General features: G+C 37.2%; 23 protein-coding genes and 3 tRNA genes. 22 read left to right on the top strand and 4 right to left on the bottom strand.

Annotation, left to right across the window (positions count from 1 at the left end; translation table 11 throughout):
- The first annotated feature begins 258 nt into the window (after positions 1 to 258).
- Both RMO03_RS13370 and hemL read left to right on the top strand, forming a co-directional pair.
- Positions 259 to 1026, top strand: a complete 768-nt coding sequence (locus RMO03_RS13370) for a glucosaminidase domain-containing protein (protein WP_409024923.1) — start codon at positions 259 to 261, stop codon at positions 1024 to 1026.
- Positions 1027 to 1029: 3 nt separating this feature from the next.
- Positions 1030 to 2316, top strand: a complete 1287-nt coding sequence (hemL, locus tag RMO03_RS13365; RefSeq protein WP_309642605.1) for a glutamate-1-semialdehyde 2,1-aminomutase — start codon at positions 1030 to 1032, stop codon at positions 2314 to 2316.
- 50 nt (positions 2317 to 2366) lie between these two features.
- Here hemL and RMO03_RS13360 read toward each other — a convergent pair whose 3' ends face one another.
- Positions 2367 to 2693 (bottom strand): hypothetical protein, encoded by a 327-nt coding sequence (locus RMO03_RS13360; RefSeq protein ID WP_309642604.1) that lies wholly within the window; start codon positions 2691 to 2693, stop codon positions 2367 to 2369.
- Between the two features lie 72 nt (positions 2694 to 2765).
- A complete protein-coding gene (locus RMO03_RS13355) occupies positions 2766 to 3215 on the bottom strand; it encodes a hypothetical protein (protein WP_309642603.1) in 450 nt (149 codons plus the stop codon).
- Between the two features lie 242 nt (positions 3216 to 3457).
- On the opposite strand from RMO03_RS13355, the gene RMO03_RS13350 reads away from it, so the two are divergent.
- Positions 3458 to 3712 carry a hypothetical protein gene (locus tag RMO03_RS13350; RefSeq protein WP_309642602.1) on the top strand — a complete coding sequence of 85 codons (255 nt, stop codon included), beginning with the start codon at positions 3458 to 3460 and terminating at the stop codon, positions 3710 to 3712.
- A gap of 117 nt (positions 3713 to 3829) precedes the next feature.
- Here RMO03_RS13350 and lysS read toward each other — a convergent pair whose 3' ends face one another.
- Positions 3830 to 5536 (bottom strand): lysine--tRNA ligase, encoded by a 1707-nt coding sequence (gene lysS / locus RMO03_RS13345; protein ID WP_309642601.1) that lies wholly within the window; start codon positions 5534 to 5536, stop codon positions 3830 to 3832.
- Positions 5537 to 5850: 314 nt separating this feature from the next.
- Here lysS and lipB point away from each other — a divergent pair, with 314 nt between their 5' ends.
- Positions 5851 to 6567 carry a lipoyl(octanoyl) transferase LipB gene (lipB, locus tag RMO03_RS13340; RefSeq protein WP_309642600.1) on the top strand — a complete coding sequence of 239 codons (717 nt, stop codon included), beginning with the start codon at positions 5851 to 5853 and terminating at the stop codon, positions 6565 to 6567.
- Between the two features lie 166 nt (positions 6568 to 6733).
- On the opposite strand, the gene RMO03_RS13335 is transcribed toward lipB, so the two are convergent.
- On the bottom strand, positions 6734 to 7333 hold the full coding sequence (locus tag RMO03_RS13335; protein WP_309642599.1) for a ribonuclease HII: 600 nt from the start codon (positions 7331 to 7333) through the stop codon (positions 6734 to 6736).
- A 192-nt stretch (positions 7334 to 7525) separates the two neighbouring features.
- Between RMO03_RS13335 and RMO03_RS13330 the strand changes: the two genes are divergently transcribed.
- The 18 genes from RMO03_RS13330 (at position 7526) to RMO03_RS13245 (ending at position 26430) form a co-directional block, all read left to right on the top strand.
- Positions 7526 to 10720, top strand: coding sequence for a SusC/RagA family TonB-linked outer membrane protein (locus RMO03_RS13330; protein WP_309642598.1), 3195 nt, complete (start codon positions 7526 to 7528; stop codon positions 10718 to 10720).
- 4 nt (positions 10721 to 10724) lie between these two features.
- Complete coding sequence (locus RMO03_RS13325; RefSeq protein ID WP_309642597.1) at positions 10725 to 12488, top strand: SusD/RagB family nutrient-binding outer membrane lipoprotein; 1764 nt, start codon at positions 10725 to 10727, stop codon at positions 12486 to 12488.
- A gap of 13 nt (positions 12489 to 12501) precedes the next feature.
- Positions 12502 to 13062 carry a hypothetical protein gene (locus RMO03_RS13320; RefSeq protein ID WP_309642596.1) on the top strand — a complete coding sequence of 187 codons (561 nt, stop codon included), beginning with the start codon at positions 12502 to 12504 and terminating at the stop codon, positions 13060 to 13062.
- 44 nt (positions 13063 to 13106) lie between these two features.
- Positions 13107 to 14525, top strand: coding sequence for a hypothetical protein (locus tag RMO03_RS13315; RefSeq protein ID WP_309642595.1), 1419 nt, complete (start codon positions 13107 to 13109; stop codon positions 14523 to 14525).
- Between the two features lie 163 nt (positions 14526 to 14688).
- Positions 14689 to 16029 (top strand): T9SS type A sorting domain-containing protein, encoded by a 1341-nt coding sequence (locus RMO03_RS13310; protein ID WP_309642594.1) that lies wholly within the window; start codon positions 14689 to 14691, stop codon positions 16027 to 16029.
- Between the two features lie 141 nt (positions 16030 to 16170).
- Complete coding sequence (locus RMO03_RS13305) at positions 16171 to 18114, top strand: putative porin (RefSeq protein ID WP_309642593.1); 1944 nt, start codon at positions 16171 to 16173, stop codon at positions 18112 to 18114.
- 250 nt (positions 18115 to 18364) lie between these two features.
- Complete coding sequence (locus RMO03_RS13300; protein WP_309642592.1) at positions 18365 to 19726, top strand: pyridoxal-phosphate dependent enzyme; 1362 nt, start codon at positions 18365 to 18367, stop codon at positions 19724 to 19726.
- Positions 19727 to 19806: 80 nt separating this feature from the next.
- Positions 19807 to 20295, top strand: a complete 489-nt coding sequence (locus RMO03_RS13295) for a 3'-5' exonuclease (RefSeq protein ID WP_309642591.1) — start codon at positions 19807 to 19809, stop codon at positions 20293 to 20295.
- Positions 20296 to 20407: 112 nt separating this feature from the next.
- Positions 20408 to 21679, top strand: coding sequence for a DUF2851 family protein (locus RMO03_RS13290; protein ID WP_309642590.1), 1272 nt, complete (start codon positions 20408 to 20410; stop codon positions 21677 to 21679).
- A 49-nt stretch (positions 21680 to 21728) separates the two neighbouring features.
- Positions 21729 to 21956, top strand: coding sequence for a PspC domain-containing protein (locus RMO03_RS13285; protein ID WP_309642589.1), 228 nt, complete (start codon positions 21729 to 21731; stop codon positions 21954 to 21956).
- Between the two features lie 51 nt (positions 21957 to 22007).
- On the top strand, positions 22008 to 22880 hold the full coding sequence (locus RMO03_RS13280) for a helix-hairpin-helix domain-containing protein (RefSeq protein ID WP_309642588.1): 873 nt from the start codon (positions 22008 to 22010) through the stop codon (positions 22878 to 22880).
- Between the two features lie 29 nt (positions 22881 to 22909).
- On the top strand, positions 22910 to 24079 hold the full coding sequence (locus tag RMO03_RS13275; RefSeq protein WP_309642587.1) for an acyl-CoA dehydrogenase family protein: 1170 nt from the start codon (positions 22910 to 22912) through the stop codon (positions 24077 to 24079).
- A 319-nt stretch (positions 24080 to 24398) separates the two neighbouring features.
- A complete protein-coding gene (rpsU, locus tag RMO03_RS13270) occupies positions 24399 to 24593 on the top strand; it encodes a 30S ribosomal protein S21 (RefSeq protein WP_298221073.1) in 195 nt (64 codons plus the stop codon).
- Positions 24594 to 24661: 68 nt separating this feature from the next.
- Positions 24662 to 25558: a tyrosine-type recombinase/integrase gene (locus RMO03_RS13265; RefSeq protein ID WP_309642586.1), complete on the top strand. Its 897-nt coding sequence runs from the start codon at positions 24662 to 24664 to the stop codon at positions 25556 to 25558.
- 32 nt (positions 25559 to 25590) lie between these two features.
- Positions 25591 to 25893, top strand: coding sequence for a ribosome hibernation-promoting factor, HPF/YfiA family (hpf, locus tag RMO03_RS13260; protein ID WP_298221071.1), 303 nt, complete (start codon positions 25591 to 25593; stop codon positions 25891 to 25893).
- Between the two features lie 92 nt (positions 25894 to 25985).
- A tRNA-Thr gene (locus RMO03_RS13255) sits at positions 25986 to 26059 on the top strand.
- A 32-nt stretch (positions 26060 to 26091) separates the two neighbouring features.
- Positions 26092 to 26172: transfer RNA gene (locus RMO03_RS13250), tRNA-Tyr, on the top strand.
- 186 nt (positions 26173 to 26358) lie between these two features.
- Positions 26359 to 26430 (top strand) — tRNA-Thr (locus RMO03_RS13245).
- Positions 26431 to 26496 lie beyond the last annotated feature (66 nt).

The raw sequence follows: 26496 nt of genomic DNA, 5'->3' as shown, positions 1-26496 counted from the left end.
TTGATGGGTTGCAATACCACGCAGACTGTTGTTAGAACTACTAAACCGACTTATAAAAAACCGGCGTCAAAAGTAGCGACTACTGCAAAAAAGCCAACGCAAACAAAACCGTCAACTTCAAAATCAACGGCTTCAAAATCGACACCGTCAAAAACGACTTCATCTAAACCAATTTCAGCTAAAACTTCGCCCAATAAAACTATTCCGGTTGTAGTTGCTACAAAGAAAGCAGAAGAACCCATAAAAGAAACGCCATCGATAGTTGAGATCAAAAAAATCGAAGAAAAATACGAAGCCGCTAAGGAAGAAAACAAATCCAACGCCAATGAAACCGTATATTCAAAAACGGAGATTTTAGAAGCGACGACACGCGTCAAAGTTACCACAGCCATGGTTTTAGATTATATCGCAACCTACAAAGACGTTGCGGAAAATAATATGAAACAGTATGGTATTCCGTCTAGTATTATTTTAGGTCAAGGTATTTTAGAATCCGGTGCAGGAACCGGTCCATTGAGTGTTTTGGCGAACAACCACTTCGGAATCAAATGCCATAAAGATTGGAATGGACCGAGCATCAAATACGATGACGATGAAGAGCAGGAATGTTTTAGAAAATACGACCAAGCAATGGAATCTTTTCAAGATCACTCCCAATTCTTAATCAATAGAACTTGGTATGCGCCTTTATTTCAACTAGAGAAAGACGACTACAAACAATGGGCGCGAGGCTTGAAAAATGCGGGTTACGCAACTGATCCTAAATATCCTGAAAAATTGATTGCTATTATTGAGCGTTATCAATTGTATCAATACGATGCTGAAGTTTTAGGCAAACCTTTTACTCCGGTAAATTTTAGCAATCAAGTGACGCCAAGTTCAAATGCTGATTTATACCAAGTAAGTCAAGGCGACACGTTGTATTCGATTTCCAAAAAATTCAATATTTCAATAGACGATTTGAAGCGAAAAAACAACATTCAAGACAATGCCCTTTCGATTGGACAAAATATAAAAGTAAAATAAAACATGTTATACCAAAGAAGTAGTCAGCTTTTTGCTGAAGCTGAAAAAGTAATTCCAGGCGGTGTTAATTCGCCAGTTCGTGCATTCAAAGCAGTAGGAGGAACGCCGATTTTTGTCAAAAGCGCGAAAGGTGCTTATTTGTTTGATGAAGATGGGAATCGTTATATTGATTATATCAATTCTTGGGGGCCAATGATTTTAGGCCATGCCTACGAACCTGTAGTGTCGTCAATTATCGAACGAACCAAATTGGGAACTTCTTTCGGAACACCAACCGCACTAGAAACAGAAATAGCAGCTTTAGCGATATCGATGGTGCCTAATATTGAGAAAATACGTTTCGTCAATTCAGGTACAGAAGCTTGTATGAGCGCAATTCGTTTGGCGCGTGGATTTACCAAAAAAGACAAAATCATCAAATTTGCGGGTTGTTATCACGGACATTCCGATTCGTTTCTAATTCAAGCAGGAAGCGGAGCGAGTACATTTGGAACGCCAAACAGTCCGGGTGTTACGGCCGGAACAGCAAAAGATACATTACTTGCACGTTATAATGATTTAGACAATGTAGCACAACTAATTGCCGCCAATCCAAACGAAATTGCAGCCATTATCGTAGAGCCTGTAGCTGGAAACATGGGTTGTATTCCGCCTCAAAACGGTTTTTTAGAAGGATTAAGAACACTTTGTTCTGCAAATGATATTCTGCTAATATTTGATGAAGTGATGACCGGATTTCGATTGGCAAAAGGCGGCGTTCAAGAACTCTATAATATTAAAGCCGACATTGTAACTTTCGGTAAAGTCATCGGTGGTGGATTGCCTGTAGGTGCTTTTGCTGCACGTGCTGAAATTATGAATTATCTCGCACCACTCGGACCGGTATATCAAGCGGGAACCTTATCAGGAAATCCGTTGGCTATGGCTGCCGGTTTGGCGATGTTGAAAGCCATTAATGACGACGCAGAACTTTTTCAAAGGTTAGATGAAAAAACGGCGTATTTAGAAAGTGGCATTCAAAAAGTACTCTCAGAATCTAATATTGATTTTACTATTAATCGTGTAGGTTCTATGATTTCTGTGCATTTTGATGCGGCTCCTGTGACCGATTTTCAAAGTGCTGCCAAAGGTGATAATGCTACGTTTAAAAAATTCTTCCACGGATTATTAGATGAAGGCATTTATATCGCACCATCAGCTTATGAAACTTGGTTTATTACCGATGCCTTAACCTATCAAGATTTGGATGATACGATTGCTGCGATTAGGAAAGTAGTAGCAACATTATAAAAACAAAAAGCCCACTATTGCTAGCGGGCTTTTTTTATGAATTTAAATTTTTAGTGCGATAATTTTTTCAATAAAGCAGGATCTTTTAATAATACTTCACGTTGCTCTTTGCTCAAACCACTCAAGAGTTTGTGTTCGAAACCTTTTGAAGCATTTTCTTTTTGTTCTTTGGTTAAAGTGGCGTCAGACAATGCATCATGTTTCATCACCATCAACGTCAATAAATCTTGTTTCAAAGTTTCAGAAATCGTTACTTTTGATGACAACGCAGCGATATCTTTCTGTGCTGCTTCTTGACTTGAAACTTTTTTATCTTGTGCATTAACACTTACTGTGAAGGCTAATAACATAGTTACGACTGCAATAATTTTTTTCATAATTTGTGTTTGATTAAAAATAGAAACCAAATCTAATTTTTTTTTCCGAAACCTCAAAATTTATTCCCTTAATTATTCCTCAGACTTTTTATCTCTTCTTTTTTCCATACGGTCTTTCATATGCTCGCGGTTCTCTTTTTTCATGTCTTCCCATTTTTTGAATTGCTCTGGAGTCAACACTTTTTGCACCTTCTCTTTCAAAGCTTTCTGATCGTCAAGTCTTTGGTTCTCTCTTGCGAATCTTTCATCAGCAGTTGGTTTGGTTCCTTTTTCTTTAATTGCGATACGTTCGGCTTTCATTTTCTGTCTTTTATCACTTTGCTCAGCAATAATTTTCCCAATTTCTTTTTGTTGGGATTCATTCAGATTCAATTCCGATGTCAATCGTTTTAGTTGCAATTGATTTCTTTGTTCGGGCGACATACGCTCTTTGCCATCACCTTTTTTTCCTGCTGTTTTTCCTTCTTGTGCATAAGTTGATAATCCTACAACCAAAAACACGATTAATGCTAGTTTTTTCATAATGATTAAATTTTTAAAATGTCACGCTATGACAATGAACTTCGAAGATAGTTTAAATCAAATATAATTTTAACGACATTTAACAAAATAAAAGCATTTCCTTTTAGCAGTAACATGAGCTTGTCAGTAAAACAATATCTTTAGAATATCAATATTGATGAACAGTATTTTCAAGCAATTAATTTGAATTACAGTTTCTAAATTTTGTTTACATTAGCTTTCTAACCAAACCAAAACAAAACATGGAAACTCTAGAAAATTCAAATCAAAAACCTTTATCAGTCAAAGAATGGCTTAAAACTTTATTACTACTGGCGATTCCTGTTGTGGGCATTGTACTGCTTTTTGTTTATGCTTTTGGTAGCAACGAAAATCCAAACCGTCAAAATTGGGCAAAAGCATATTTGATTTTAGTGGGCATCATACTGGCTTTGGTCATCGTCGGTTTCATTATTTTTGGCTCTATTATGGCAGCAACAATGGCGGCGAATAGTTAGATTTTAAAAGAAGAATAAACAAGAAAGGAACTCCATGAAGTTCCTTTCTTTTTAACACGGATTTCACAGATTTTCACGGATTTAATCTATGTTAATCCGTGAAATCCGTGTTAACTTTTATATCAATTCCACAGTTTTTAAATCGCCATTAACAACGACTTTTACCAATCCGTGTTTCGATAAACCTTTCATCGCAGCATCCCATTTTTTGCCGCTAAGTTCAGATTTTATTTTGAGTGCTGACAAATCCATTTGGTTGTTGTTGGTTTGCAAAAGAACAATGACTAATTTTTCCTCGTCTTCGAGTTCGATTTGTACTTGTTTTTTCTCAGGACGCATTTGCGGAAAGAACAATACTTCTTGAATCGAGCTGTTGTTGGTTAAATACATCATCAATCGATCCATACCGATTCCTAAACCGGAAGTGGGTGGCATACCGTATTCTAATGCGCGTAAGAAATCTTCATCAATCAAACCGTTGGCTTCATCATCGCCTTTTTCGGCAAGCATGATTTGATGTTCAAAACGTTCGCGTTGGTCGATCGGGTCGTTGAGTTCTGAATAAGCATTGGCTACTTCTTTTCCGCAAATCATGAGTTCGAAACGTTCTGTGAGTTCAGGATTGTCGCGGTGTTGTTTGCACAAAGGCGACATTTCTTTCGGATAATCGGTGATGAATGTTGGTTGTATGTAATTGCCTTCGCATTTGGCTCCGAAAATCTCGTCTATGAGTTTTCCTTTGCCCATGGTGGCATCAACTTCGATTCCCATGTTTTTTGCGGCTTCGTATAATTCGGCTTCGGACTTTCCAGAAATATCGAAACCTGTAAAATGTTTTATTGAGTCGGTCATCGTCACGCGGGCATACGGCGCTTTGAAATTCACTTGGTGTTCGCCGAAAGTAACATCAGTGGTTCCGTTGACAGCCAGTGCGCAATGTTCTAAAAGATTTTCCGTGAAAGTCATCATCCAGTGGTAATCTTTGTAGGCTACGTAGATTTCCATGGCGGTGAACTCGGGGTTGTGCGTTCTGTCCATGCCTTCGTTGCGGAAGTTTTTCGAGAATTCGTAAACACCTTCGAAACCACCGACGATTAATCTTTTTAAATAAAGTTCATTCGCAATTCTCATATACAATGGAATGTCGAGTGAATTGTGGTGTGTGATGAATGGGCGTGCCGCTGCGCCACCGGGAATCGGTTGCAAGACTGGCGTTTCAACTTCTAAATAACCTTTGTCGTTGAAGAAACTACGCATTGCATTGAACAGTTTGGTTCTTTTGATGAAGGTTTCTTTGACGTGATCGTTTACGGTTAAATCAACATAGCGACGTCTGTATCGTTGCTCGGCGTCGGCAAAGGCATCGTGTGCTTTTCCATCGGCGTCGATTTTTACTACGGGTAAAGGTTTTAGCGCTTTGGATAAAACAGTTAAACCATAAATATGAACGGAAATTTCTCCGACTTGTGTTTTGAAAACGGTACCGCGAACGCCGATAAAATCGCCGATATCGAGTAGTTTTTTGAAGACTACATTGTACATGGTTTTTTCTTCGTCATCGGAAATATCATCACGAGAAACATAGATTTGAATTCTGCCTTCAGAATCTTTGAGTTCGGCGAATGAGGCTTTTCCCATGATGCGTTTTCCCATGAGGCGACCGGCAAGCACGACCTCTTTTCCTTCGTACTGCTCGAAGTTTTCGAGGATGTCTCTGGAATAAGCGGTGGTTACGAATTCTTGGGCGGGATAAGGTTCGATGCCCAGATTGCGCAATTCTGTTAGTGCTTCGCGTCGTAATATTTCTTGTTCGGATAAGGCCATTTTATTGTTCTTTTAAGAGTGCAAATGTAGGTATTAGTTGGAAAGTTACAAAGTGGATTTTTAGATTGTTGGATTATTAGATCTTTGGATTTTAAGACTGTAAGACTATAAGATTTTGAGATCGTTTTTTGGGAAAGGAGCGTTCAGAAATTAGCCCCGATAGGAGTGAAAATCCTTTTGTGCCAGTGTTTGGCGCAAAAGATTGTATCGGATAGCGGGAGAAGTGTTGTAATGAAAACGGCTCGTCTGCTCCTAAAAATAAAAATAGGCATTGCTTGGATTTAGTTTGTAAATTTGTACTTCATTATTTGGCTATGAATAAAACGGTTCAACTTCAGGATATAGGATTGCGCGATTATAAGCTCGCTTGGGATTATCAGGAAACGATTTTTAAGGATATCGTGGATTTGAAAATCCGGAATCGTCGTGAGGAAACCGATTTGGAAACACCGAACCATTTTTTGTTTGTCGAGCATCCGCATGTGTATACGTTGGGGAAAAGTGGCGATGTGGGCAACATGCTTTTGAATGAGAAACAACTTGAGGCAAAAGGCGCGACGTTTTATAAAATCAATCGCGGTGGTGACATTACGTATCATGGGCCCGGGCAGATTGTGGGTTATCCGATTTTGGATCTCGAAAATTTCTTTACCGATATTCATCAATACTTGCGCTTTCTTGAAGAAGCTATCATTCTGACATTGAAAGATTATGGTTTGGAATCTTCGAGAAGTGAAGGTGAAACCGGAGTTTGGCTTGGTGTCGGAACGCCGTTTGCGCGCAAGATTTGTGCTATGGGCGTTCGGGCTTCGCGTTGGGTGACGATGCATGGTTTTGCTTTGAATGTGAATGTGGATTTGGGTTATTTCGATAATATCATTCCGTGTGGCATTCGAGGGAAAGCGGTGACTTCATTAAACGTTGAACTTGGCGTTGTAAAAGTGGATGAATCGGAAGTGAAGGAAAGAATCCTGCTACATTTTATGGAATTGTTTGAATGTACTTTTGTTCCTGCAATGCAATATTCTTAAGATTGATTGTAAGATTGTAAGATCGTAAGACTTTAAGATTTTAAGACTAAAATTTAATAAATAGAAAATCGCGTTTCGTATTGAAACGGGTTTTTTTCTTTTTTAATAGAAAACGCATCTTATAATCTTACAGTCTTAAAATCCAAAGATCTAAAAATCTAACAATCTAAAAATCTAATTCAAATTGTTCCGGCAATAATCGAAAACTCATGCGATGGTATTTTGTCGGGCCGTATTTTCTAATGGCTTCTCGGTGTTCTAATGTAGGATAGCCTTTGTTTTGTTTCCAGTTGTACATGGGGAATTCTTCGTGGATTTTGTCCATGTATTCGTCGCGATAGGTTTTGGCTAGAATGGATGCGGCGGCGATGCTTAGGTATTTTGAGTCGCCTTTGACGATACAAGTGTGCGGAATATTGGCAATGGGTTTGAAACGGTTTCCGTCTACTATAATATAATGCGGTGTTGGGTTGAGTTTTAAAATGGATGCTTGCATGGCTTTTATAGAAGCGTTGAGGATGTTGATTTCATCGATGACTTTTGGTTCTAAATGGGTTATGGAGAAAGCAATTGCTTGAGTTTCAATGATGGGTTTGAGGTGGAAGCGTTTTTTTTCAGACAATTGTTTGGAGTCGTTGAGGAGCTCGTTTTTAAAATCGGGTGGAAGAATAACAGCAGCAGCAGTAACGGGTCCGGCAAGACAACCACGACCGGCTTCATCGGTTCCGGTTTCGAGTGCAAAAGTAGAATAGTTTGACAACAGCATTTTTTTTATAAAAATATAAAAAAGCGAATAAATCCTGCCTTTTAATTGAGCATTAATTAGGTTATTTCGAATAACATAAATAATTCTAAACTATTTTTAACACGATACTAAAAAATATATTAAGAATTTATATTTGTTTATTTAAGAAATTATTAAGAAGTTTGCGGGATATCTAACTCAAACAAAATTTATATGAGATCTAAGTTCAAATGGATTTTTGCGCTATGTATAGCGTTATCAATGCAGTTTGCTTTTGCACAAGAGAAAACTGTTACTGGAGTTGTTTCTGATGAAACAGGACCACTTCCGGGCGCCAATGTTATTATTAAGAGCACCAAAAAGGGAACTCAAACCGATGTTGATGGAAAATATTCGATAAAAGCTAAAGCTGGAGATGTTTTGGTTTTCTCTTTTATTGGTATGAAAGATGCATCAGCTACAGTTGGAGCTTCAAATACGGTGAATATGAAAATGAAATCTGGAGGTGAGGAAATAACGGAAGTTGTAGTAACTGGTCAAGGTATCAAGAAAGAGAAGAAAGCGCTAGGTTATGCTGTAACTACAATCAAGGCTGAGGAGTTTGCTTCAAAACCTTCTACGGATGTTGCGAGAGCCCTTACAGGTAAAGCAGCCGGTGTGAATATTCAGCAGACCAGTGGTTTGTCCGGATCAGGAACGAATATTATTATTCGTGGTTATTCTTCGATTACTGGAAACAATCAACCCCTTTTTGTTGTTGATGGAATTCCATTTAATTCAGATACCAATAGTGATGGAAATTTTCTTGAAGGCGCCACGAATGCTTCGAGTCGTTTTCTTGATTTAGATCCAAATAGTATTGAGAGCATCAGTATCTTAAAAGGATTGAGTGCAACAACATTATATGGTTCGTCTGGTAGAAACGGAGTTATTTTAGTAACTACTAAATCCGGAAATACAAAAGATATCAATAAGAAAATGGCGGTTTCTTTTTCTCAATCAATGTATATGACTGAGATTTCGGCTTTACCAGATTATCAAAACACTTACGGTAACGGATTCGATAATACTTTTACAACGGCATTCTCTAACTGGGGTCCTGCTTTTGGTACGAAAGGGACGCAAGGAATTGATGCTAATGGTAATGTGCCGCATCCATATGCTTATTTAGCGGATGTAAATTCAGGTTTGTTTGCAGAATATGTTGATGCTACTGGATCGCCTAAAACGGTTCCTTATCAAGCACAAAATAATGTTAAACCTTTTTTTAGAACTGGAGTGGTTAATACTACTTCATTGAATATCGGAGGAAGGTCGGAGAACACTAGTTATAATATGAGTGTTGGACATACGAACGATGAAGGTTTTATTGAAAATAATTCATACAAACGTTTGAATTTAAGTACCGGAGGTCAGACTAAATTGTCTAACGGATTTACACTTAGTTCTGTTTTGAATTATGTGAGAACCGATAAAACGGCTCCGCCAACAGCAGCAGGTTTTGGTTCGAATGCAGCGGCTCCATCGGTTTTTGCCAATATTTTATACACACCTAGAAGTTTTGATTTATTTGGATTGCCTTATGAAAATCCATTTACACACGCATCAGTTAATTATAGAACAGACATTCCTAACCCGAGATGGACTTTGAAGAACGCAAGTGATGATGAATCAGTAAGACGTTTCTTTGGTAACTTCACGGCTAGTTATGAAATAAATGCATGGTCAAATGTTTCGTACAGATTGGCTATTGATAACTATACACAAACCAAGCGATATTATATTAATAGAGGTAATGGTCAGCCGTTTGATGACGAAGGTTTTTTAAGAACTACTGTTAATGAAAACACGGTTTATGACCATACAGTAAGTTATAATTTTGATACAAAATTAGATAAAAGCGAAAATTGGAATATTGATGGTACAATTGGTTTTAATCCGCGTTTAGAGGCTTATAAATACAACTACCTTAATAGTACGGTACAGTTTATTTATGGTTTTCAAGAGCATCAAAATTTTGAAAACCACGATGGGTATTCACAAAGGCAAAGTTTTAACATCGTAGGTCTGTATGCCAGTACAACATTAGGTTTTAAAAAATACTTGTTTTTAAACTTGCAAGGAAGACGTGATTCTTATTCGTCTTTACAAAAAGACAACAGGTCTTTATTTTACCCTTCTGCTTCATTGTCATTTGTGCCAACAGATGCTTTTGCTTCTTTAAAAGGAAAAAGCATTAATTATTTAAAACTAAGACTTGGTTATGGTTCGTCTGCAGGTTTTCCAGATGCCTATAAAACACAGATTAATTTAAATTCTGCGACTAAAGTATTTTTGCAAGCTGACGGAACAGTAATTAATACATTGGCGCCAAGTAATGAATTAGGAAATTTGAATTTGAAACCCGAATTGGTTAAAGAGTTAGAATTCGGATTGGAAGGAAAGTTCCTTGATAATCGCATTGGACTGGATATGTCGATTTACAGAAAAGTTTCGACTGATTTGATTGTGAATAGAGATTTAGATCCTTCAACAGGATACGATTTCACTACGGATAATGTGGCTCAAGTAAGTAACAAGGGTATTGAATTAGGATTGAATTTAGCGATCATTAGAACAAAAACTGATGGATTTGAGTGGAATGTAACAGCCAATTACACCAAAAACAAAAACATCGTTGATGAATTAGGATTGGGCAACGTAAAATCTTTAGCCTTTGCGGGATTTAGTAACCTTGGGAATTTCGCTATTGAAGGAAGACCTTTCGGTGTGATTATGGGAAGCTCTATTCTTCGTGACGGAAATGGTAATTACATTGTAGGTAATGATGGTAATTATGTTAGAAATGCTGAATTAACTGAAATTGGAGACCCAAATGCAGATTGGAAGTCTACAGTAATTAATGAAGTTTCATACAAGAATATTACGCTTGGTTTCCAATTTGAATATCAAAAAGGAGGCGATATATACTCTACAACTGCAGCGGCTTTATTGTCTAGAGGATTAACAGAAGATACCAATTTTGATAGATCAGGAACAGTTGTGTTGCCTGGTGTGAATCTAAATGGGAATGTGAATACTACTCAGATTGGATATACACAATACGGCTTTAATAATTCAGGTTTCTTTATTAATGAGCAAGCCATTTATGACGCTACTAATTTAAGATTAAGAGAAGTGTCGTTGTCTTACTCACTACCTAAAAAGTTTTTGGATAAAACACCGTTTGGAAAAATATCCATTTCAATTGTAGGTCAAAATTTATGGTATGAAGCGTTTAATTTCCCTAAACATTTGAATTTCGACCCTGAAGTTTTAAGTTTGGGTGTAGGTAATGGACAAGGTTTCGATTATTTGACCGGACCAACAGCTAAGCGTTATGGATTTAACTTTAACTTAACTTTCTAACAAGATGAAAATAAATAATAATATTATAAAATTGTTTCTGGTCTTTACTGTTGTATTATTTAACAGTTGCGAAACAATTGATTTGGATCAGACGGTAGACCCGAGTGGTGTTTCGCCAGATTTGTTGGATCCAGTATATACCTTTAATTATGTACAATTAAGGTTGCCGGATTTCGTTGAATCAGCCAATAGTTTCACACAACGCATGACCAGACAAATGGCTATGACCGGAGGAACTACTTATGATAATGCGTATGCTCCGATTAATTTTGATACGAATTGGAGTCAAGGTTATAATATCCTAAATGCTGTAAAAATCATGGAACCTAAAGCGATACAAAACAAAGAGTATTACGCATTAGGTGGTGCTAAAGTAATTCGTGCTTATGTATTGATGACGATGGTTGACATGTATGGTGATATTCCTTTGACTGAAGCATTACAAGGCAATGGCAATTTGACGCCAAGATTTGACAGTAGTCTTTCAGTATACAAGCAAGTTTTATTAGATCTTGATGAAGCCATCACTATTTTAGATACTCCAAATGTTGCTGGTAGTAAAGTTCAGGATTTATATTATACAAGTGCCGCAGCATGGAAAACATTGGCTAAAACTTTAAAATTGAAAATGTATTTGAACGCTCGTTTGGCAGAAACAGATTTAGGAGTTAATGCTGCTACTGAGATTGGAGCAATACTCTCAGCAGGTGATTATATTGATACGCCAGCAGAGGATTTTGCTTTTAAATATGGCAATTCAAGATTTACCCCAAACACTAGACATCCATTATACAACGATCAGTATGAATTAGGGGGTGGAGCTTATATAGCTAATTATATGATGTGGGCTTCAACAATTGAAAAAGGCACGACAGACACATATACACCTGTAGTAATTGATCCAAGAACAGATTTTTACTTTTTCAAGCAAGATGCTTCTCTTCCAACTAATGATTTTTTTGCTATTCCAAATAGAATTAGACCAGTACATTACAATGATGTAGAATATGCGTCATTTTTTAACTCAACTATTCTGACTCCGAATACGACGTCTAATTGGATTAAGAGTAGCGTTGCTCTCCCTGCTAATGGCTTTTTAGGAAGAGATCATGGTGATGCTTCGGGTATTCCGCCTGATGCTAATTTAAGGTCTGTAGCAGGAGTTTATCCAATTGGAGGAGCTTATGGTAATGCTCAAGATGTTCAATCAAGTGGCTCGGCAGGTGCGCTTGGAGCTGGAATTACACCTATTCTTATGTCTTCTTATGTTAATTTCATGAAAGCGGAAGCTATTTTAAAATTAGGAGTTGCAGGTAATGCAAAAACAGAATTGTTAGCAGGAATTACTGCTTCTATTAAAAGATCAACGCAGGCTGTTAATGATTATCCAAAATTAAATGTTAGACCTAATCCAAATGCTCCTGCAGGTCCAACAAATCAAACAGAGCAAGAAAAAATTGATGAGAGAACACAATTATATATTGATTTTATTTCAACTACTTATGATGGCTTGTCTGGCGATGATCAATTAGAATTGATTATTAAAGAGTATTATTTAGCAGCATGGGGTAATGGAATTGAGCCATACAATAATTACAGAAGAACTGGTTTTCCAAGTAATTTTCAACCTACTCTTGAGCCAGCTTCAGGAAGTTTCTATTCAACTGCATTTTATCCTGCTAGTGCAGTAAATAACAATCCTAATACGCCTAATAACGTTAGAACAAGAAAAGTATTTTGGGATAAAGCAGCTATTGTCTTACATTAAATAAAATATCATTATGAAAAAAATATTTTTTGCACCTATTTTTACGTTACTATTCTTTGCTTTTTCGTCTTGCGAAACACAGGATAGTTTGGATCCCAGACCACTGATTGTTGATGGACAGTATGTGAGACTGGATATAACAAAAAAAGTATTAACTTCTGATCATTTGGATACGGCCGTTTTCGGTGGCGCATTGACTACTCCTGGAAATAATGTTCAGAGTTATGATTTATATGTCAGAAGACACAATGTAAATGATGTTATTACAGGAAATTATGTTAAATTATTAACGATTACAAGTTTTCCTACTGAATTAGCAATCACGCCACAAATGATAGCAGATGCCTTAAGTATACCAAGAAGTGATTTATTAGCAGGAGACGTTTTTACGTTTTTGGGGTATTCTAAAGGATTTGATGGAACAATCGTAGATTATAATAAATTATCAGCAACTGTTAAGGCCCAAGCGGGTATGAAACAAGGATATAAATTTATGACTAAATTGGCAAGTGATACTTCGATTAATAATGAACAACTTAACCTTTATTTTAATAATTATCAATTAGGGCTATAGTTTTTGTTTTTTTAAAAGCATAAAAAATTAAATAATACTACATTATGAAAAATATTAAAGTTATTTTGTTAAGCATTTTCTGTGCGTCCTTAATTGTGTCCTGTGAGAATGATGATGATAAATTTACCGGATCGCCGGTAGGAAATTTAGATATAGAAACCATTACGGGAACAGTTTCTACAGATGCTACTTTTGCATTACCTGGACAAGTGATAAACTTTACTGCAACATTACCACAGGAATTCCGTAATATAGTTACTGATACGGTAACAGTACAGGCGTCTATTTTTACTCCAGGAGGAGGGCTTCGTAATGCTTCGGTTGACATTCTACCGGGAAGTAATACGGGAACTGGGGAAATTAGTATTGCTGGTGGAGATGGTACATTTGATTTGACTTTTGACTTGAAGTTGACGGCTATTAATTTAAAGAAAGTGGTTCCTGGAAAACATTATCTATTAAATTCTAATACGGTTACAGTAGCTTCAGGAAATTCAGGTGTTCCTAGTGAAAATGACAAAAGATTGAAAGTACTTGTTGATTGGGAAAACAAAACAACAGTAAATAAACTCAGCGTGAGAATGGAAAGAGTTGGTTTGACAAATGTTACTTTATCGGGAGGTTCAGAAGGATATGCCAACATTAAAATAGGAGCATCCACATATCTGGCTAGTTTTCATAACGATTATGAAACAACAGCTTCAGATTTTGTTGCTACCCATGCAGCGGCTATATCGGCCAATAATAATGTTGATGTTACTGCTGTAGGTAGTGATCTGCATTTTGCTTATACCACTCCAACTGCACCTGTAATTACAATAACAACCAGACCAGGATTAACGGCAACTGTAACAGCAGTAGATGTCGTAAATGGGCAGGCAACGTATACAGCGAATAATTCTTTTGATTTGGGAAATACAGTTAGAGTTAGTAATGCTTTTACAGGAACAAATTCAGTGTATAATTTACCTACAGGCGGTAAAATCATAGCAATTTCTCCAACTAGTTTTACAGTAGCTTTGTCAGGAGTAGCTGATGGCTCTGCAACAGCAGTAGGTGCTAACAATGCTACTATTCTCACAGGGACACACCTCAAAGGGACGGTTTATGCGGAAGTGATTGTTGGATCACTTAATGATATTCCTAAAACCTATTTTTTCTCCGCCACTAAATTGGGAACAACATCTGAGGGTGTGGCAACAGCAACCGCAAGTTCTCCTTATGCATATACACCAGGGAATTATAGGTTAAAAATAGGGGTTCTTCAACCGACTCATTTAGCAACTCCTTCTGTAGATTTGAAATATAGAATTGTACTGAGATACCCTGACAAAAGAATAGAAATTTATAATGGTACTTATTTCGGATTGACAGCTACTAGTGGTTTTAAGAGTGTACTTCAATTAACTAAAAACGGAGTTGGTGATGCTACTACCTACACTAATGTAGTATTTACACCTTAGTTTTAAAAAATATATTTTAAAATTTTTAAATAAGAAGAACATATAATTGTTCTTCTTATTTATAATAATATTGTAGATATTTTTAATTTATAGATATTTCGTTTGATTTTAATAATTATCTGCATACTTTTGTCTAATCTTTTTATCTAAAAACTATTAAATTATGAAAAAACTATTACTATCTTTTATCGCATTCGCTTTTGCACTGAGCATGAATGCACAAATTTTTTGGCAAGAAAACGCAACCGGTTTTTCTTCTGTGAGTCGTGGTATCAACCAAATATCATATGCAGATGCTAACAATGTATGGTGTACTGCTTATGATGGCGTTACCGTTACAAATGTTATCAGAGAGTTTACAAAATCGACAGATGGAGGTGCTACTTGGACTGCTGGTGTTATCAATTTAGGTGTTACAACATTAGGTCTTGCTTGTATTAGTGGTATTTCAGATACCACTGCTTTTGTTGGCGCTTTCCCTGATACAGGTGGTACAGGAGGTGTATGGAAAACTACAGATTCAGGTGCAACTTGGACTAGACAAGCTTCAGCTTCTTTCAATAGCGCAACTTCATTTACAGATATTGTTCAATTTTGGGACGCAAACAATGGAATTGCTATTGGTGACCCTGACACGCCTACTACATTTGAAGTATATACAACTTCAAACGGAGGTACAAACTGGGTAAGACTCCCTGCCGGTAATATTCCTGTGCCATTGGATGGCGAGTATGCTTATACCCGTGGTTTTTGTGTAAACGGAGATAATATGTGGTTTGGAACTAATAAAGGTAGACTTTACAGATCAACTGACAGAGGTCAGAACTGGACAGTTGCAGTTTCTCCAATCGCTGATTTTCAAACAGGAAATTACGCATTTCAAAGTGCTACAGAAGGACTTTTAATTGCAGATGATTTTCAATTTTGGAGAACTACAGATGGTGGCGCTACATGGAATCCTGAAGTTCCTACAGGAGTATTCAGAAATGCTGCTCTTTGCTATGTTCCTGGAACTGTAAACACATACGTGTCTTTAGGTGACGATCCGGATTTAGGAGAAAGAGGTTCTTCTTATTCTACTGATGGTGGATTAAACTGGATTGATATCAATACATTAGGAGATGATGCTAACGTTGATAACACAACAGATGTTCAATTTTTTGACAATACTAATGGTTTAGCTTCAGGGTTTAATGCTTCTGTAGCTGCCGGAGGTATCTTTAAATATGTTGGAACACAATTGTCTTTGGCTACTGCAACTTTCTCTAACGATAAAGGATTTACAGCTTTCATCAATGCTTCAACAGGAATGTTAGAAGTAAATGGAAAAAACATTACTAATGTTGCTGTTTATGATGTGTTAGGAAAACTAGTTAGCAATGGTAACTTTACTTCAGTTGACAATGCTTCCATCAATGCAGCTAATTTGAATGCAGGTATTTATTTAGTAAAAGTTACTAATAATGCTGGAGCTTCTTCAACAGTTAAAGTGGTTAAAAACTAATCAAAAGTTTTTTTTAAATATTTTAAAAGCCATCCAATTTGGGTGGCTTTTTTTATTACTGCAAATTCTTATTTATAAGTTATCTTCAAATCAATCCTATTTCCAAACAAATAGTTATTTTTGCCTCAATATAAATACACTATGAGAATTCTACTAACAGCTTTTCTTTTGCTTTCTTCACTGATTGGTTTCGCGCAAGAACCAACCAAAGAAAAACCCAGAAAAAGTTTATTGAAAACCCAAGAACAAAAAGACAAAGAGCTAGCCAGAAAAGCACCTATTACTTCTTATAGAATCGTCACTTTAGACCGTGATACTACTTACGTAGATACTTCACTAACTATAAAAAAGGAATACGAATACAACTACTTGCGAAAAGATAATTTTGGATTGTTGCCTTTTTTAAATGAAGGACAAACATACACTACACTACAATACAGCTTAAATCAATTTTCCCCATATCCCGAATTCGGTTACCAAGGAAAACATTTCAACTACCTGCAACCCAATCAAATTAAATATTATTCCGTAGCAACGCCTTTATCTGATTTGTATTTCAAAACCGTCATGGAACAAGGCCAATCCCTCGATGCCTTCTTTACCGTCAATACCTCAGAACAATTCAATTTTTCTCTGGCCTACAAAGGATTGCGTTCCTTGGGAAAATACATCAACCAACTATCAAGCACCGGAAATTTCAGATTCACCACAAGCTATCATACCAAAAACAAAAGATATTTCGTCAATGCCCATTACACAGGACAAGACATGCTCAATGGTGAAAACGGCGGCATCACAACGCCTGAAGATTTCGAAAATAAAGATGCCAATTTCAAACAACGCCCTAGACTCGAAGTTTATCTCACCGACGCTACCTCATTCCTAAAAGGAAAAAGAATATTCATCGACCACAACTTCAGAATCAACCCAACATCAAGCAGTAACAATTTATACATCACACACCAATTCAACTACGAAACCAAATTTTTCGAATACTATCAACCCACAGTAACTTCAACCATTGGCGATCAATTCGTGAAACGCTTCGGAGATTCTTACGTGACAAACGGCATCAACGATCATGCACGTTACAGCCGCATCTACAATAAACTTGGTGCTATATACGAAAATGAAACGCTAGGTAGATTCCAATTTTTCCTAGACGATTTCCACTATAACTACTATTTCAACGCTATAGTTATTCTTCAGAATCAAACGATTCCAAGTTCCTTAAACGACAAAATCAACGACTTCGGAGCGCAATACGAATACCGCAAAAACAACTGGAAAGGAAAAATACTTTACTCCAATTCCATCACCAACCAATCATTAACCAACATCGAAGCCAACCTTCAATACCAATTCAACGCCAAAAACAAGTTCTCTTTCGGATACCAAAACACGAACAAACTGCCCGACCATTTATACAATCTGCACCAAAGCAGCTACATCGCCTATAACTGGTTCAACAATTTCAAAAACGAAAAAATCAATACCATCACCGCCACCGCCAACACCCAATGGGCAGAAGCATCATTGCAAATCTCTAATTTCGACAACCACCTGTTCTTCAGCGACGACAGCACGCAGGAAAGAGTACAACTGATTTCCCCAAAGCAATACGAAAAGTCCATTCAGTATCTTTCGCTAAAAGTCAATAAAGAAATCAAGTATTGGAAACTAGCCCTAGACAACACCATCCTCTACCAAAAAGCAGAGCAAGATGACGACGTTTTAAACGTGCCAAAAATTGTCACGCGCAACACACTCTATTTTTCCGATTACTTCTTCACCAAAGCGCTTTATTTGCAAACGGGAGTCACATTCAACTACTTTACGAAGTATTACGCCAACGGATACAATCCGGTCGTGTCCGATTTCTTCGTACAAAACCAGCAAAAAATAGGCGATTTTGCCAATTTCGATTTCTTCATCAACGCCCGAGTAAAACAATGCCGCATCTTCCTCAAAGCCGAACATTTCAATTCCGCATGGGCCAGCAAAAACACCTTCTATTCCGCACCCGATTACCCATACCGCGACTTCATCGTCCGATTCGGATTGATTTGGAATTTCTTTCAATAATAATCTGGGCGTGACCACAAGGGTCGGGCTATACGTACTCGCTTCTTTGTGCTGAACGCCAGCACAAAAAGAGCTCAGACAAATCCTCCTATCCCTCACGCAGCCAATCCGTAATAACCTCACGCAAACGTTATCGAATTAACATCCCACAAACTTGCAAACTTTCATATTATCAATATATTTGTACGCTCAATTAACAACAATCGCTTTGCGCCTCTGCGTCTTTGCGAGAACATAGAATCTCAATCCAATGAAATATTCAGAAAATATATTAGGAACAATTGGTAATACGCCGTTGGTTCGCCTCAATAAAGTCACAGCCGAAGTCGATGCTTTAGTACTCGCCAAAGTAGAAACCTTCAATCCCGGAAATTCCGTAAAAGACCGTATGGCCGTAAAAATGGTCGAAGACGCCGAAGCCGATGGTCGACTAAAACCAGGCGGAACCATCATCGAAGGAACGTCCGGAAACACTGGAATGGGCTTGGCACTGGCAGCAATCGTTAAAGGCTACAAACTCATTTGCGTCATCACCGACAAGCAATCCAAAGAAAAAATGGACATCCTTCGCGCCGTTGGAGCCAAAGTAATTGTATGCCCAACCGATGTAGAACCAACCGATCCGCGTTCGTACTATTCTGTTTCCAAAAGATTAGGAGAAGACACACCAAACTCATGGTATGTTAATCAATACGACAATCCGTCCAACGCCATTGCACATTATGAGCAAACCGGTCCAGAAATTTGGGAACAAACCGACGGAAAGATTACACATTTCGTGGTAGGTGTCGGAACTGGAGGAACGATTTCAGGTGTCGCCAAATATTTAAAAGAGAAAAATCCAAACATCAAAATCTGGGGCATCGATACTTACGGTTCGGTATTCAAAAAATACCACGAAACCGGAATCTTCGATGAGAACGAAATCTATTCTTATATCACCGAAGGCATCGGAGAAGACATACTTCCAAAGAACGTCGACTTCTCTTTAATTAACGGCTTTACCAAAGTCACCGATAAAGACGCCGCAGTATACACCAGAAAAATCGCTTTAGAAGAAGGAATCTTTGTTGGAAATTCAGCAGGTTCGGCGATCAAAGGTTTGTTGCAACTCAAAGAACATTTCAAACCCGAAGATGTAGTCGTGGTTTTATTTCACGATTCAGGAAGCCGCTACGTAGGCAAAATGTTCAACGACGATTGGATGCGCGAAAGAGGTTTCCTCGACGAAGAAATCACCAAAGCAGAAGATGTCATCAAAGACCATATCGACAAACAATTGATAATCGTACGCACCGAAGAATTGGTATCACACGCCATAGAACGCATGCGTAAATATAAAATCTCACAAATTCCGGTCATCGATATTACAGGTTTTGTTGGTTCAGTTGATGAATCAGATTTGTTTCAAATCTACGTCGCCGATAAAAATGCCGCAGACAAACCAATACGCGAAGTCATGGGCAAACCATATCCAATCGTGAAAATGGGTACGTCCATCGAAGAAGTTTCGAAACTCTTTACCAAAGAAAACCAAGCAGTGCTCATCGATTTAGGCAATGGCAAACACCACATTATTACCAAATACGACATTATCGGAACGATAAAATAGTTTAAACATTGATTTCACGGATTTACACGGAAAATAATCTGTGTAAATCCGTGAAATCTGTGTTTAATAAATAATCCAATATGACTTTTACTGCGATAGATTTCGAAACCGCCACCGGACATTTTCACAGCGCTTGTGCCGTAGGAATCGTCACGGTCGAAAACGGAATCATTGTCGAAGAATACTATACTTTAATTCAACCGCCCAATAACGAATACTCGTATCATAATATTATGGTGCATGGCATCAAGCCAATCCAAACCCTCAACGAAAAAACGTTTGACGATTTGTTTCCTGAAATTCAAAAGCGATTGTTCGGAAAAACGATTGTTGCGCACAACGAACAATTTGATCGTAATGTGCTTTTGAAAACCATGCAGTATTATGGGTTGTATTATGATGAATTCGAATTAGCCGACCGTTGGGAATGCACTTGCAGAATCTACCGCGCCAAAGGCTACAAACCTGCCAATCTCAAATACTGCAGCGAGCGCAATAATATTGCCTTAAATCACCACGAAGCTTTGTCTGATGCAAGAGCTTGTGCAAAACTCTACTTGTTGAAATAATTTTTTGGTTTAGCGACTTAACTTCATTGTAAAAACTTTGCGTCTCTGCGTCTTTGCGAGCCAATTTTTCTTATCTTAGTAATTCCATTACACGCCATTCAAAATCAATATCATGAAAGAAGATTTCCTTCACTACTTGTGGAAATTCAAGAAATTCAATACTTCGGATTTATTGACCACAAACAACCAATCGATTTCAATCCAACAATCAGGACAATATTTGCAATTGGCCGGACCGGATTTTTTCAATGCTCAAATTAACATCGACAATCAAAAATGGGCTGGCAATGTCGAAATTCACCTCAAATCTTCCGATTGGTATTTGCACCATCACGAAAGCGATGCAGCTTATGACAATGTGATCCTTCACATAGTTTGGCAACACGATATGGTAATCTACAGAAAAGACAATACTGAAATTCCAACATTAGTCTTGAAAGATTATGTCGCAACTGAAACCATGGCACAATACCAAGAGCTATTATTTCCAAAAACATGGATTTACTGTGAAAGGCAAATTGCCACCGTTGATGCATTCATACTAAGAAATTGGCAAGAACGATTGTTTTTTGAAAGACTCGAACGCAAGTCGAACCCAATTGCATTAATGTTAGAACAAACACAAAATGATTGGGAAACCGTTTTATTCTGTATGCTTGCCAAGAATTTCGGGTTGAATACCAATGGAGAAACCTTTTTTAAAGTCGCGCAATCGATTCCGTTTTCGATACTTCGGAAAATGAGTCATGAAGTTGAAAGTATAGAGGCACTACTTTTGGGCAAAGCTGGTTTGCTTAATGAAGATAAAGAAGATGTTTATTTTAAAAACCTGAAATCAATCTTTCAATATTTATTAATCAAGTATCAATTGACAACGCATGAATTTGAACCTGTGCAATTTTTCAAACATCGACCTGATAATTTTCCTACCATTCGATTGTCGCAATTGGCAAATTTATATAGCGGTCAATCGAACCTGTTTTCCAAAATTATTCAAGCCGATTCGATTGAGAAACTGTATGCATTATTTCAAATATCAGCATCGACCTATTGGCAAACGCATTATCAGTTTGATGCCACGAGTCCGAAAAAAAGCAAATCGCTTTCAAAAGCTTTCATTCATTTAATTATCATCAATACGATTATACCGATTCAGTTTGCGTATGCGAAAAGTCAAGGCCAAGACAGCACAGAAAATGGAATTCGATTGCTCGAGAATATTGCGGCGGAACAAAATGGAATCATCCAAAAATTTCATGATTTTGGCATCATGGCAAGTAACGCTTTCGAGAGCCAATCGCTTTTACAACTGAAGAATGAATATTGCAACAAAAGCCAATGCCTTAATTGCGCCATTGGAATCGAATTATTGAAAAGCAACTGATAAATGTTTAATTTTACAACTTACAACTTACAACTTACAACTTACAACAATGTCAATCGTAATCCAACTGAAATATTTTTTTGAAAAGCATGGCTTCCACGTTTCGTCACGCCTTGCGGATAAGCTGGGTATGCGCGCGAACAATGTGCGTTTGTTTTTCATCTACATTTCATTTGTAACCGCCGGACTTTGGTTTGGCGTGTATCTGACTTTAGCATTCTGGATAAAACTCAAAGATTTAATTCGAGCCAAACGCAGCTCAGTCTTCGATTTATAACTGACAACCGACAACTTTCTCCACCATTCACCAATCTCAACGCCAAACAAAATGAAACCATCTTCACACACTTCGTATTTTAAATTTTCAAAATCACAACGTTCCGGTATTTTTGCATTGCTGTCTGTGATTGTTATTTTTCAATTCCTTTATTTTTTTGTGGATTTTAATCTCAAGCCGAAAGCAGTCAGTGTCAAACAACAATGGACAGCTTTGCCGGTATTGAAAGATTCAGCTTTGACTTATAAGAAGAATGTTTATGGCATGCATCCTTTCAATCCGAATTTCATTACCGATTTTAAAGGTTATAAACTCGGTATGTCTGTCGAGGAAATCGATCGCTTGTTGGCTTATCGGAAGACGAATCGTTATGTGAATTCTGCAGAAGAGTTTCAGCAGGTCACCAAAATTTCCGATTCTTTGTTGCAAGTGATGGCACCGTATTTTAAATTTCCGGATTGGGTGAATAAAAGAAACCCATTGCATTCTTATACAGCTTCCGCATTCGTAAACAAAGAAACTAAAACGATCAAAGATATTAATCTTGCTTCCGCAGAAGATTTGAAAAAAGTTTACGGAATCGGCGACGGATTGTCTGATCGAATTCTCAAAGAAAAAGACAAGCTCGGCGGGTTTGTTAGCATGGTGCAATTGCAAGATGTTTGGGGCTTATCGCCTAATGTCATTGAGAATTTGAATAAAGATTTTACAGTCACTAGTTTGCCAAAGGTTAGAAAATTTAATATCAACCAACTCAATATAAAAGAGTTGATGGAGTTCCCGTATTTTAAGTATCCCATTGCCAAAGCCATTGTGACATTTAGAAGCATGAATAACGGAATTAAAAGTGTTGAAGAATTGTCAAAAATTTCAAATTTTCCCGTTGATAAAATAGAAATAATTGCCTTATATTTGGAATTCTAAAAAATACAATAAAAAATAGCCCGAGTTATATGAATTCAATATACTTTACAGAAGAACACGAATTATTTAGAAAGAGTTTACAAGATTTTTTGCGAATAGAAGTGGTGCCTCATATTGAAAAGTGGGAAAAAACAGGCACAATTGAACGCTTTATTTGGAAAAAATTCGGTGAAATGGGCTTTTTCGGAATAGCGTATCCTGAAGCTTATGGTGGATTGAATTTGGATTTGTTTTACACGGTAGTGTTTTTAGAAGAGCTACAAAAAATAAAATCTTCAGGTTTCGCCGCAGCGATGTGGGCACACGCGTATTTAGCCATGACCCATTTGAATGCGGAAGGCGATGAACGAATCAAGCAAGATTATTTAGCACCAAGTATATCGGGTGATAAAATAGGAGCATTATGTATAAGTGAGCCTTTCGGTGGAAGCGATGTAGCGGGAATGCGAACAACGGCTGTCAAAAAGGGCGATAAATATGTAATTAATGGATCTAAAACATTTATCACAAACGGTGTTTATGCTGATTATTATGTTGTTGCTGCGAAAACAAGCCCAGAGCTTGGAAATAAAGGAATAAGTATCTTTTTAATGGATACAAATTTAAAAGGAATTGCCGCAACAAAGTTAGATAAATTAGGATGGAGAGCTTCGGATACCGCCGAGATTGCTTTTGATAATGTTGAAATTCCTGAAGCAAATTTAATGGGCGAAGCAGGAAAAGGATTTCCTTACATCATGCAACATTTCGCTTTAGAAAGATTGATTATGGCCATCAATGCGCACGCAAGAGCTGAGTACGCCATCGAATATACGATTGATTATATGTCGCAACGAGAAGCATTTGGAACTACAATTAACAAGTTTCAAGCGTTAAGACATACCATGGTTGATCATGCGACAGAAGTGGAGCATTGTAAGGTATTTAATTATGCTGCTGTAGCGCGATTGAATCAAGGAGAATATGTAGTGAAAGAAGCCACGATGGCTAAATTAAAATCTACAAAAGTAGCGGATGAAACCATTTATAGCTGCTTGCAAATGTTAGGAGGTTACGGTTATATGGAAGAATATCCTTTGGCACGTTTATTAAGAGACAGTCGTTTAGGGCCAATTGGCGGTGGAACTTCAGAAATTCTTAGGGAGATTTTGTCGAAGATGATTATTGATAAGCAGCATTATAAACCGGCAGTGAAATAATTATTGAGTAATAAGACAAAGTAAAAGGGATAAGTTAGTTTAAGTAAATTAATTTATCCCTTTTTCCTTGTTTGCGTGAGGGATAGCAACGGAAATCCTTTTGTGCCGTTGTTCGGCGCGAAAGATTACTTCACTGGTTTATATTTTCATAGGAGTTCAGTGAACTTCGTTTGAGAGTATAGCCCGACGGCGGTCAAAGGTGTTCTTTTGGAATGGGGTTTTGTTCCGCCGGCACGCCCAAAAATAATTCAAAATTTATAATTCATAATTCAAAATAAATTCTATCTTTGCGCCCTTAACGAGAGGAGGTGTCTATATTATGTTAATTATACCAATTAAAGACGGAGAAAATATCGATAGAGCATTAAAGCGCTATAAAAGAAAGTTCGACAAAACAGGAACTGTTCGCCAATTGCGTGCACGTCAGGCTTTCATCAAACCTTCTGTTACCAATAGAATGAAAATCCAGAAAGCGGCTTACATTCAGAACATGAAAGACAATTTAGAAAGTTAGAGTATAACTTTTTCAAAATAGAACCGTTAGTTTTTAAAGATTGTTATCTTTGAGCTAACGGTTTTTTTATGGACAATAGTAAGCAAGCTTTTAAAGATTATTTGCAGCTCGAGAAAAAGTATTCGATGCATACCGTGAATGGGTATTGTCAGGATGTGGATTTTTTTGAGGTGTTTTTGAAAGCAGAATTTGATCAGGAAAGTCTGCTTGAGGTGAATTACAGCCAGATTCGAAGCTGGATTGTTTCGTTGGTGGATGCGGATGTTTCGAATATTTCGGTGAATCGGAAAGTGGCATCGCTCAAATGTTATTATAAATTTCTGCTGAAGACCAAACAAATTGAAGTAAATCCTTTGTTGAAACATAAGGCGTTAAAAACACCGAAGAAAATCCAAATCCCTTTTTCGGAAAAAGAACTCGATATGGTGCTGAACCAATTAAAGTTTCCAGAAGGTTTTGAAGGTATTCGTGATAAATTGATTATCGATTTGTTTTATACTACGGGAATTCGGAGAACTGAACTGATTCATCTCAAGGTTTCGAATGTTGAAACTTCCAATAAGACATTTAAAGTGTTGGGAAAAAGAAATAAGGAAAGAATACTGCCAATGTTGCCGGTTATAGAAAAGCAAATGCAATTGTATTTTTCTGAAAGGGCTAATTTAGAGCAAATTAAAGATTCGGACTTTTTTTTCTTGACACAAAAGGGCGTTAAATTGAATGATTCGTTTGTGTATCGTTTAATTAATCATTACTTTAGTCATGTCTCAGAGAAGGTAAAAAAGAGTCCGCATATATTACGTCATACTTTTGCTACTCACTTACTTAACAATGGGGCTGATATCAATTCAGTTAAAGAATTATTAGGGCATTCGAGTTTGGCATCGACACAAGTGTATACCCATAGTAGCTTATCGGAACTCAAAAAGGTATATGGTAATGCGCATCCGAGAAACCAGAAATGATTCGATAATGTTTAACCATTAAAAATTTTATTATGAAGGTAAATGTTCACGCAGTTAACTTTACTGTTGACAAAAAGCTGGTAGATTTTATTCAGGATCGTATGGATAAGTTGGAAAAGTATTATGATAAAATTGTTTCTTCAGATGTTTTTTTGAAAGTGGAGAAGACCAGTGATAAAGAAAATAAAATTGTAGAAGTAAAAATTCACGTTCCCGGAGATGATTTTATGGTCAAAAAACAATGTAAAACATTTGAGGAAGCAGTTGAGTTGACAGCAGAATCTTTAGAGCGTTTATTGGTAAAAAGAAAAGAAAAAATAAGAACACATATTTAAATAATTTTTTTTTATAAAAATGTTTTGTTTAAAAAACAAAATGATATACATTTGCAGTCCGTTAGAAATAGCGGGCTTTTTTTATTGTATATGCCAGCGTAGCTCAGTTGGCTAGAGCAGCTGATTTGTAATCAGCAGGTCGTGGGTTCGAGTCCCTCCGCCGGCTCAAAAAGCATATGGTATAAAATAGAAAAAGTTGGGGAGATACTCAAGCGGCCAACGAGGGCAGACTGTAAATCTGCTGTGTGAACTTCGCAGGTTCGAATCCTGCTCTCCCCACAAAATTTTTTTAATAAGCATTTGTCGAAAGCTCGCTTTCGTAAAAATGTGTTTAAAAAATTTTAGTAAGGGCCTACCCTTACGGATCACAAGCTTTGCTTGTAATCCTGCTTCAATCCGAAATGAATTCGTGATTAAGCTGGATGAAAAAGGTAAGACAAATGATTCAAGCATCAAGGAAAAACTGCCGACTTAGCTCAGGGGTAGAGTGCTTCCTTGGTAAGGAAGAGGTCACGGGTTCAATTCCCGTAGTTGGCTCAAAAGAATTAGAGAATTTCGAACACTAATATATAACTAAGATTAAAAATTAAGTAAAATGGCAAA

Origin of the sequence: Flavobacterium sp., from assembly GCF_031411595.1 — a bacterium.
Taxonomy (GTDB): Bacteria; Bacteroidota; Bacteroidia; order Flavobacteriales; family Flavobacteriaceae; genus Flavobacterium.
This window is presented reverse-complemented; position numbering and strand designations above follow the sequence as displayed.

Bases quoted from the DNA above. Each gene is read 5' to 3' on its own strand.
- hemL (WP_309642605.1), top strand. From the start codon at position 1,030: ATGTTATACCAAAGAAGTAGTCAGCTTTTTGCTGAAGCTGAAAAAGTA.
- RMO03_RS13360 (WP_309642604.1), bottom strand. From the start codon at position 2,693: ATGAAAAAAATTATTGCAGTCGTAACTATGTTATTAGCCTTCACAGTA.
- RMO03_RS13355 (WP_309642603.1), bottom strand. From the start codon at position 3,215: ATGAAAAAACTAGCATTAATCGTGTTTTTGGTTGTAGGATTATCAACT.
- RMO03_RS13350 (WP_309642602.1), top strand. From the start codon at position 3,458: ATGGAAACTCTAGAAAATTCAAATCAAAAACCTTTATCAGTCAAAGAA.
- lysS (WP_309642601.1), bottom strand. From the start codon at position 5,536: ATGGCCTTATCCGAACAAGAAATATTACGACGCGAAGCACTAACAGAA.
- lipB (WP_309642600.1), top strand. From the start codon at position 5,851: ATGAATAAAACGGTTCAACTTCAGGATATAGGATTGCGCGATTATAAG.
- RMO03_RS13335 (WP_309642599.1), bottom strand. From the start codon at position 7,333: ATGCTGTTGTCAAACTATTCTACTTTTGCACTCGAAACCGGAACCGAT.
- RMO03_RS13330 (WP_309642598.1), top strand. From the start codon at position 7,526: ATGAGATCTAAGTTCAAATGGATTTTTGCGCTATGTATAGCGTTATCA.
- RMO03_RS13325 (WP_309642597.1), top strand. From the start codon at position 10,725: ATGAAAATAAATAATAATATTATAAAATTGTTTCTGGTCTTTACTGTT.
- RMO03_RS13320 (WP_309642596.1), top strand. From the start codon at position 12,502: ATGAAAAAAATATTTTTTGCACCTATTTTTACGTTACTATTCTTTGCT.
- RMO03_RS13315 (WP_309642595.1), top strand. From the start codon at position 13,107: ATGAAAAATATTAAAGTTATTTTGTTAAGCATTTTCTGTGCGTCCTTA.
- RMO03_RS13310 (WP_309642594.1), top strand. From the start codon at position 14,689: ATGAAAAAACTATTACTATCTTTTATCGCATTCGCTTTTGCACTGAGC.
- RMO03_RS13305 (WP_309642593.1), top strand. From the start codon at position 16,171: ATGAGAATTCTACTAACAGCTTTTCTTTTGCTTTCTTCACTGATTGGT.
- RMO03_RS13300 (WP_309642592.1), top strand. From the start codon at position 18,365: ATGAAATATTCAGAAAATATATTAGGAACAATTGGTAATACGCCGTTG.
- RMO03_RS13295 (WP_309642591.1), top strand. From the start codon at position 19,807: ATGACTTTTACTGCGATAGATTTCGAAACCGCCACCGGACATTTTCAC.
- RMO03_RS13290 (WP_309642590.1), top strand. From the start codon at position 20,408: ATGAAAGAAGATTTCCTTCACTACTTGTGGAAATTCAAGAAATTCAAT.
- RMO03_RS13285 (WP_309642589.1), top strand. From the start codon at position 21,729: ATGTCAATCGTAATCCAACTGAAATATTTTTTTGAAAAGCATGGCTTC.
- RMO03_RS13280 (WP_309642588.1), top strand. From the start codon at position 22,008: ATGAAACCATCTTCACACACTTCGTATTTTAAATTTTCAAAATCACAA.
- RMO03_RS13275 (WP_309642587.1), top strand. From the start codon at position 22,910: ATGAATTCAATATACTTTACAGAAGAACACGAATTATTTAGAAAGAGT.
- rpsU (WP_298221073.1), top strand. From the start codon at position 24,399: ATGTTAATTATACCAATTAAAGACGGAGAAAATATCGATAGAGCATTA.
- RMO03_RS13265 (WP_309642586.1), top strand. From the start codon at position 24,662: ATGGACAATAGTAAGCAAGCTTTTAAAGATTATTTGCAGCTCGAGAAA.
- hpf (WP_298221071.1), top strand. From the start codon at position 25,591: ATGAAGGTAAATGTTCACGCAGTTAACTTTACTGTTGACAAAAAGCTG.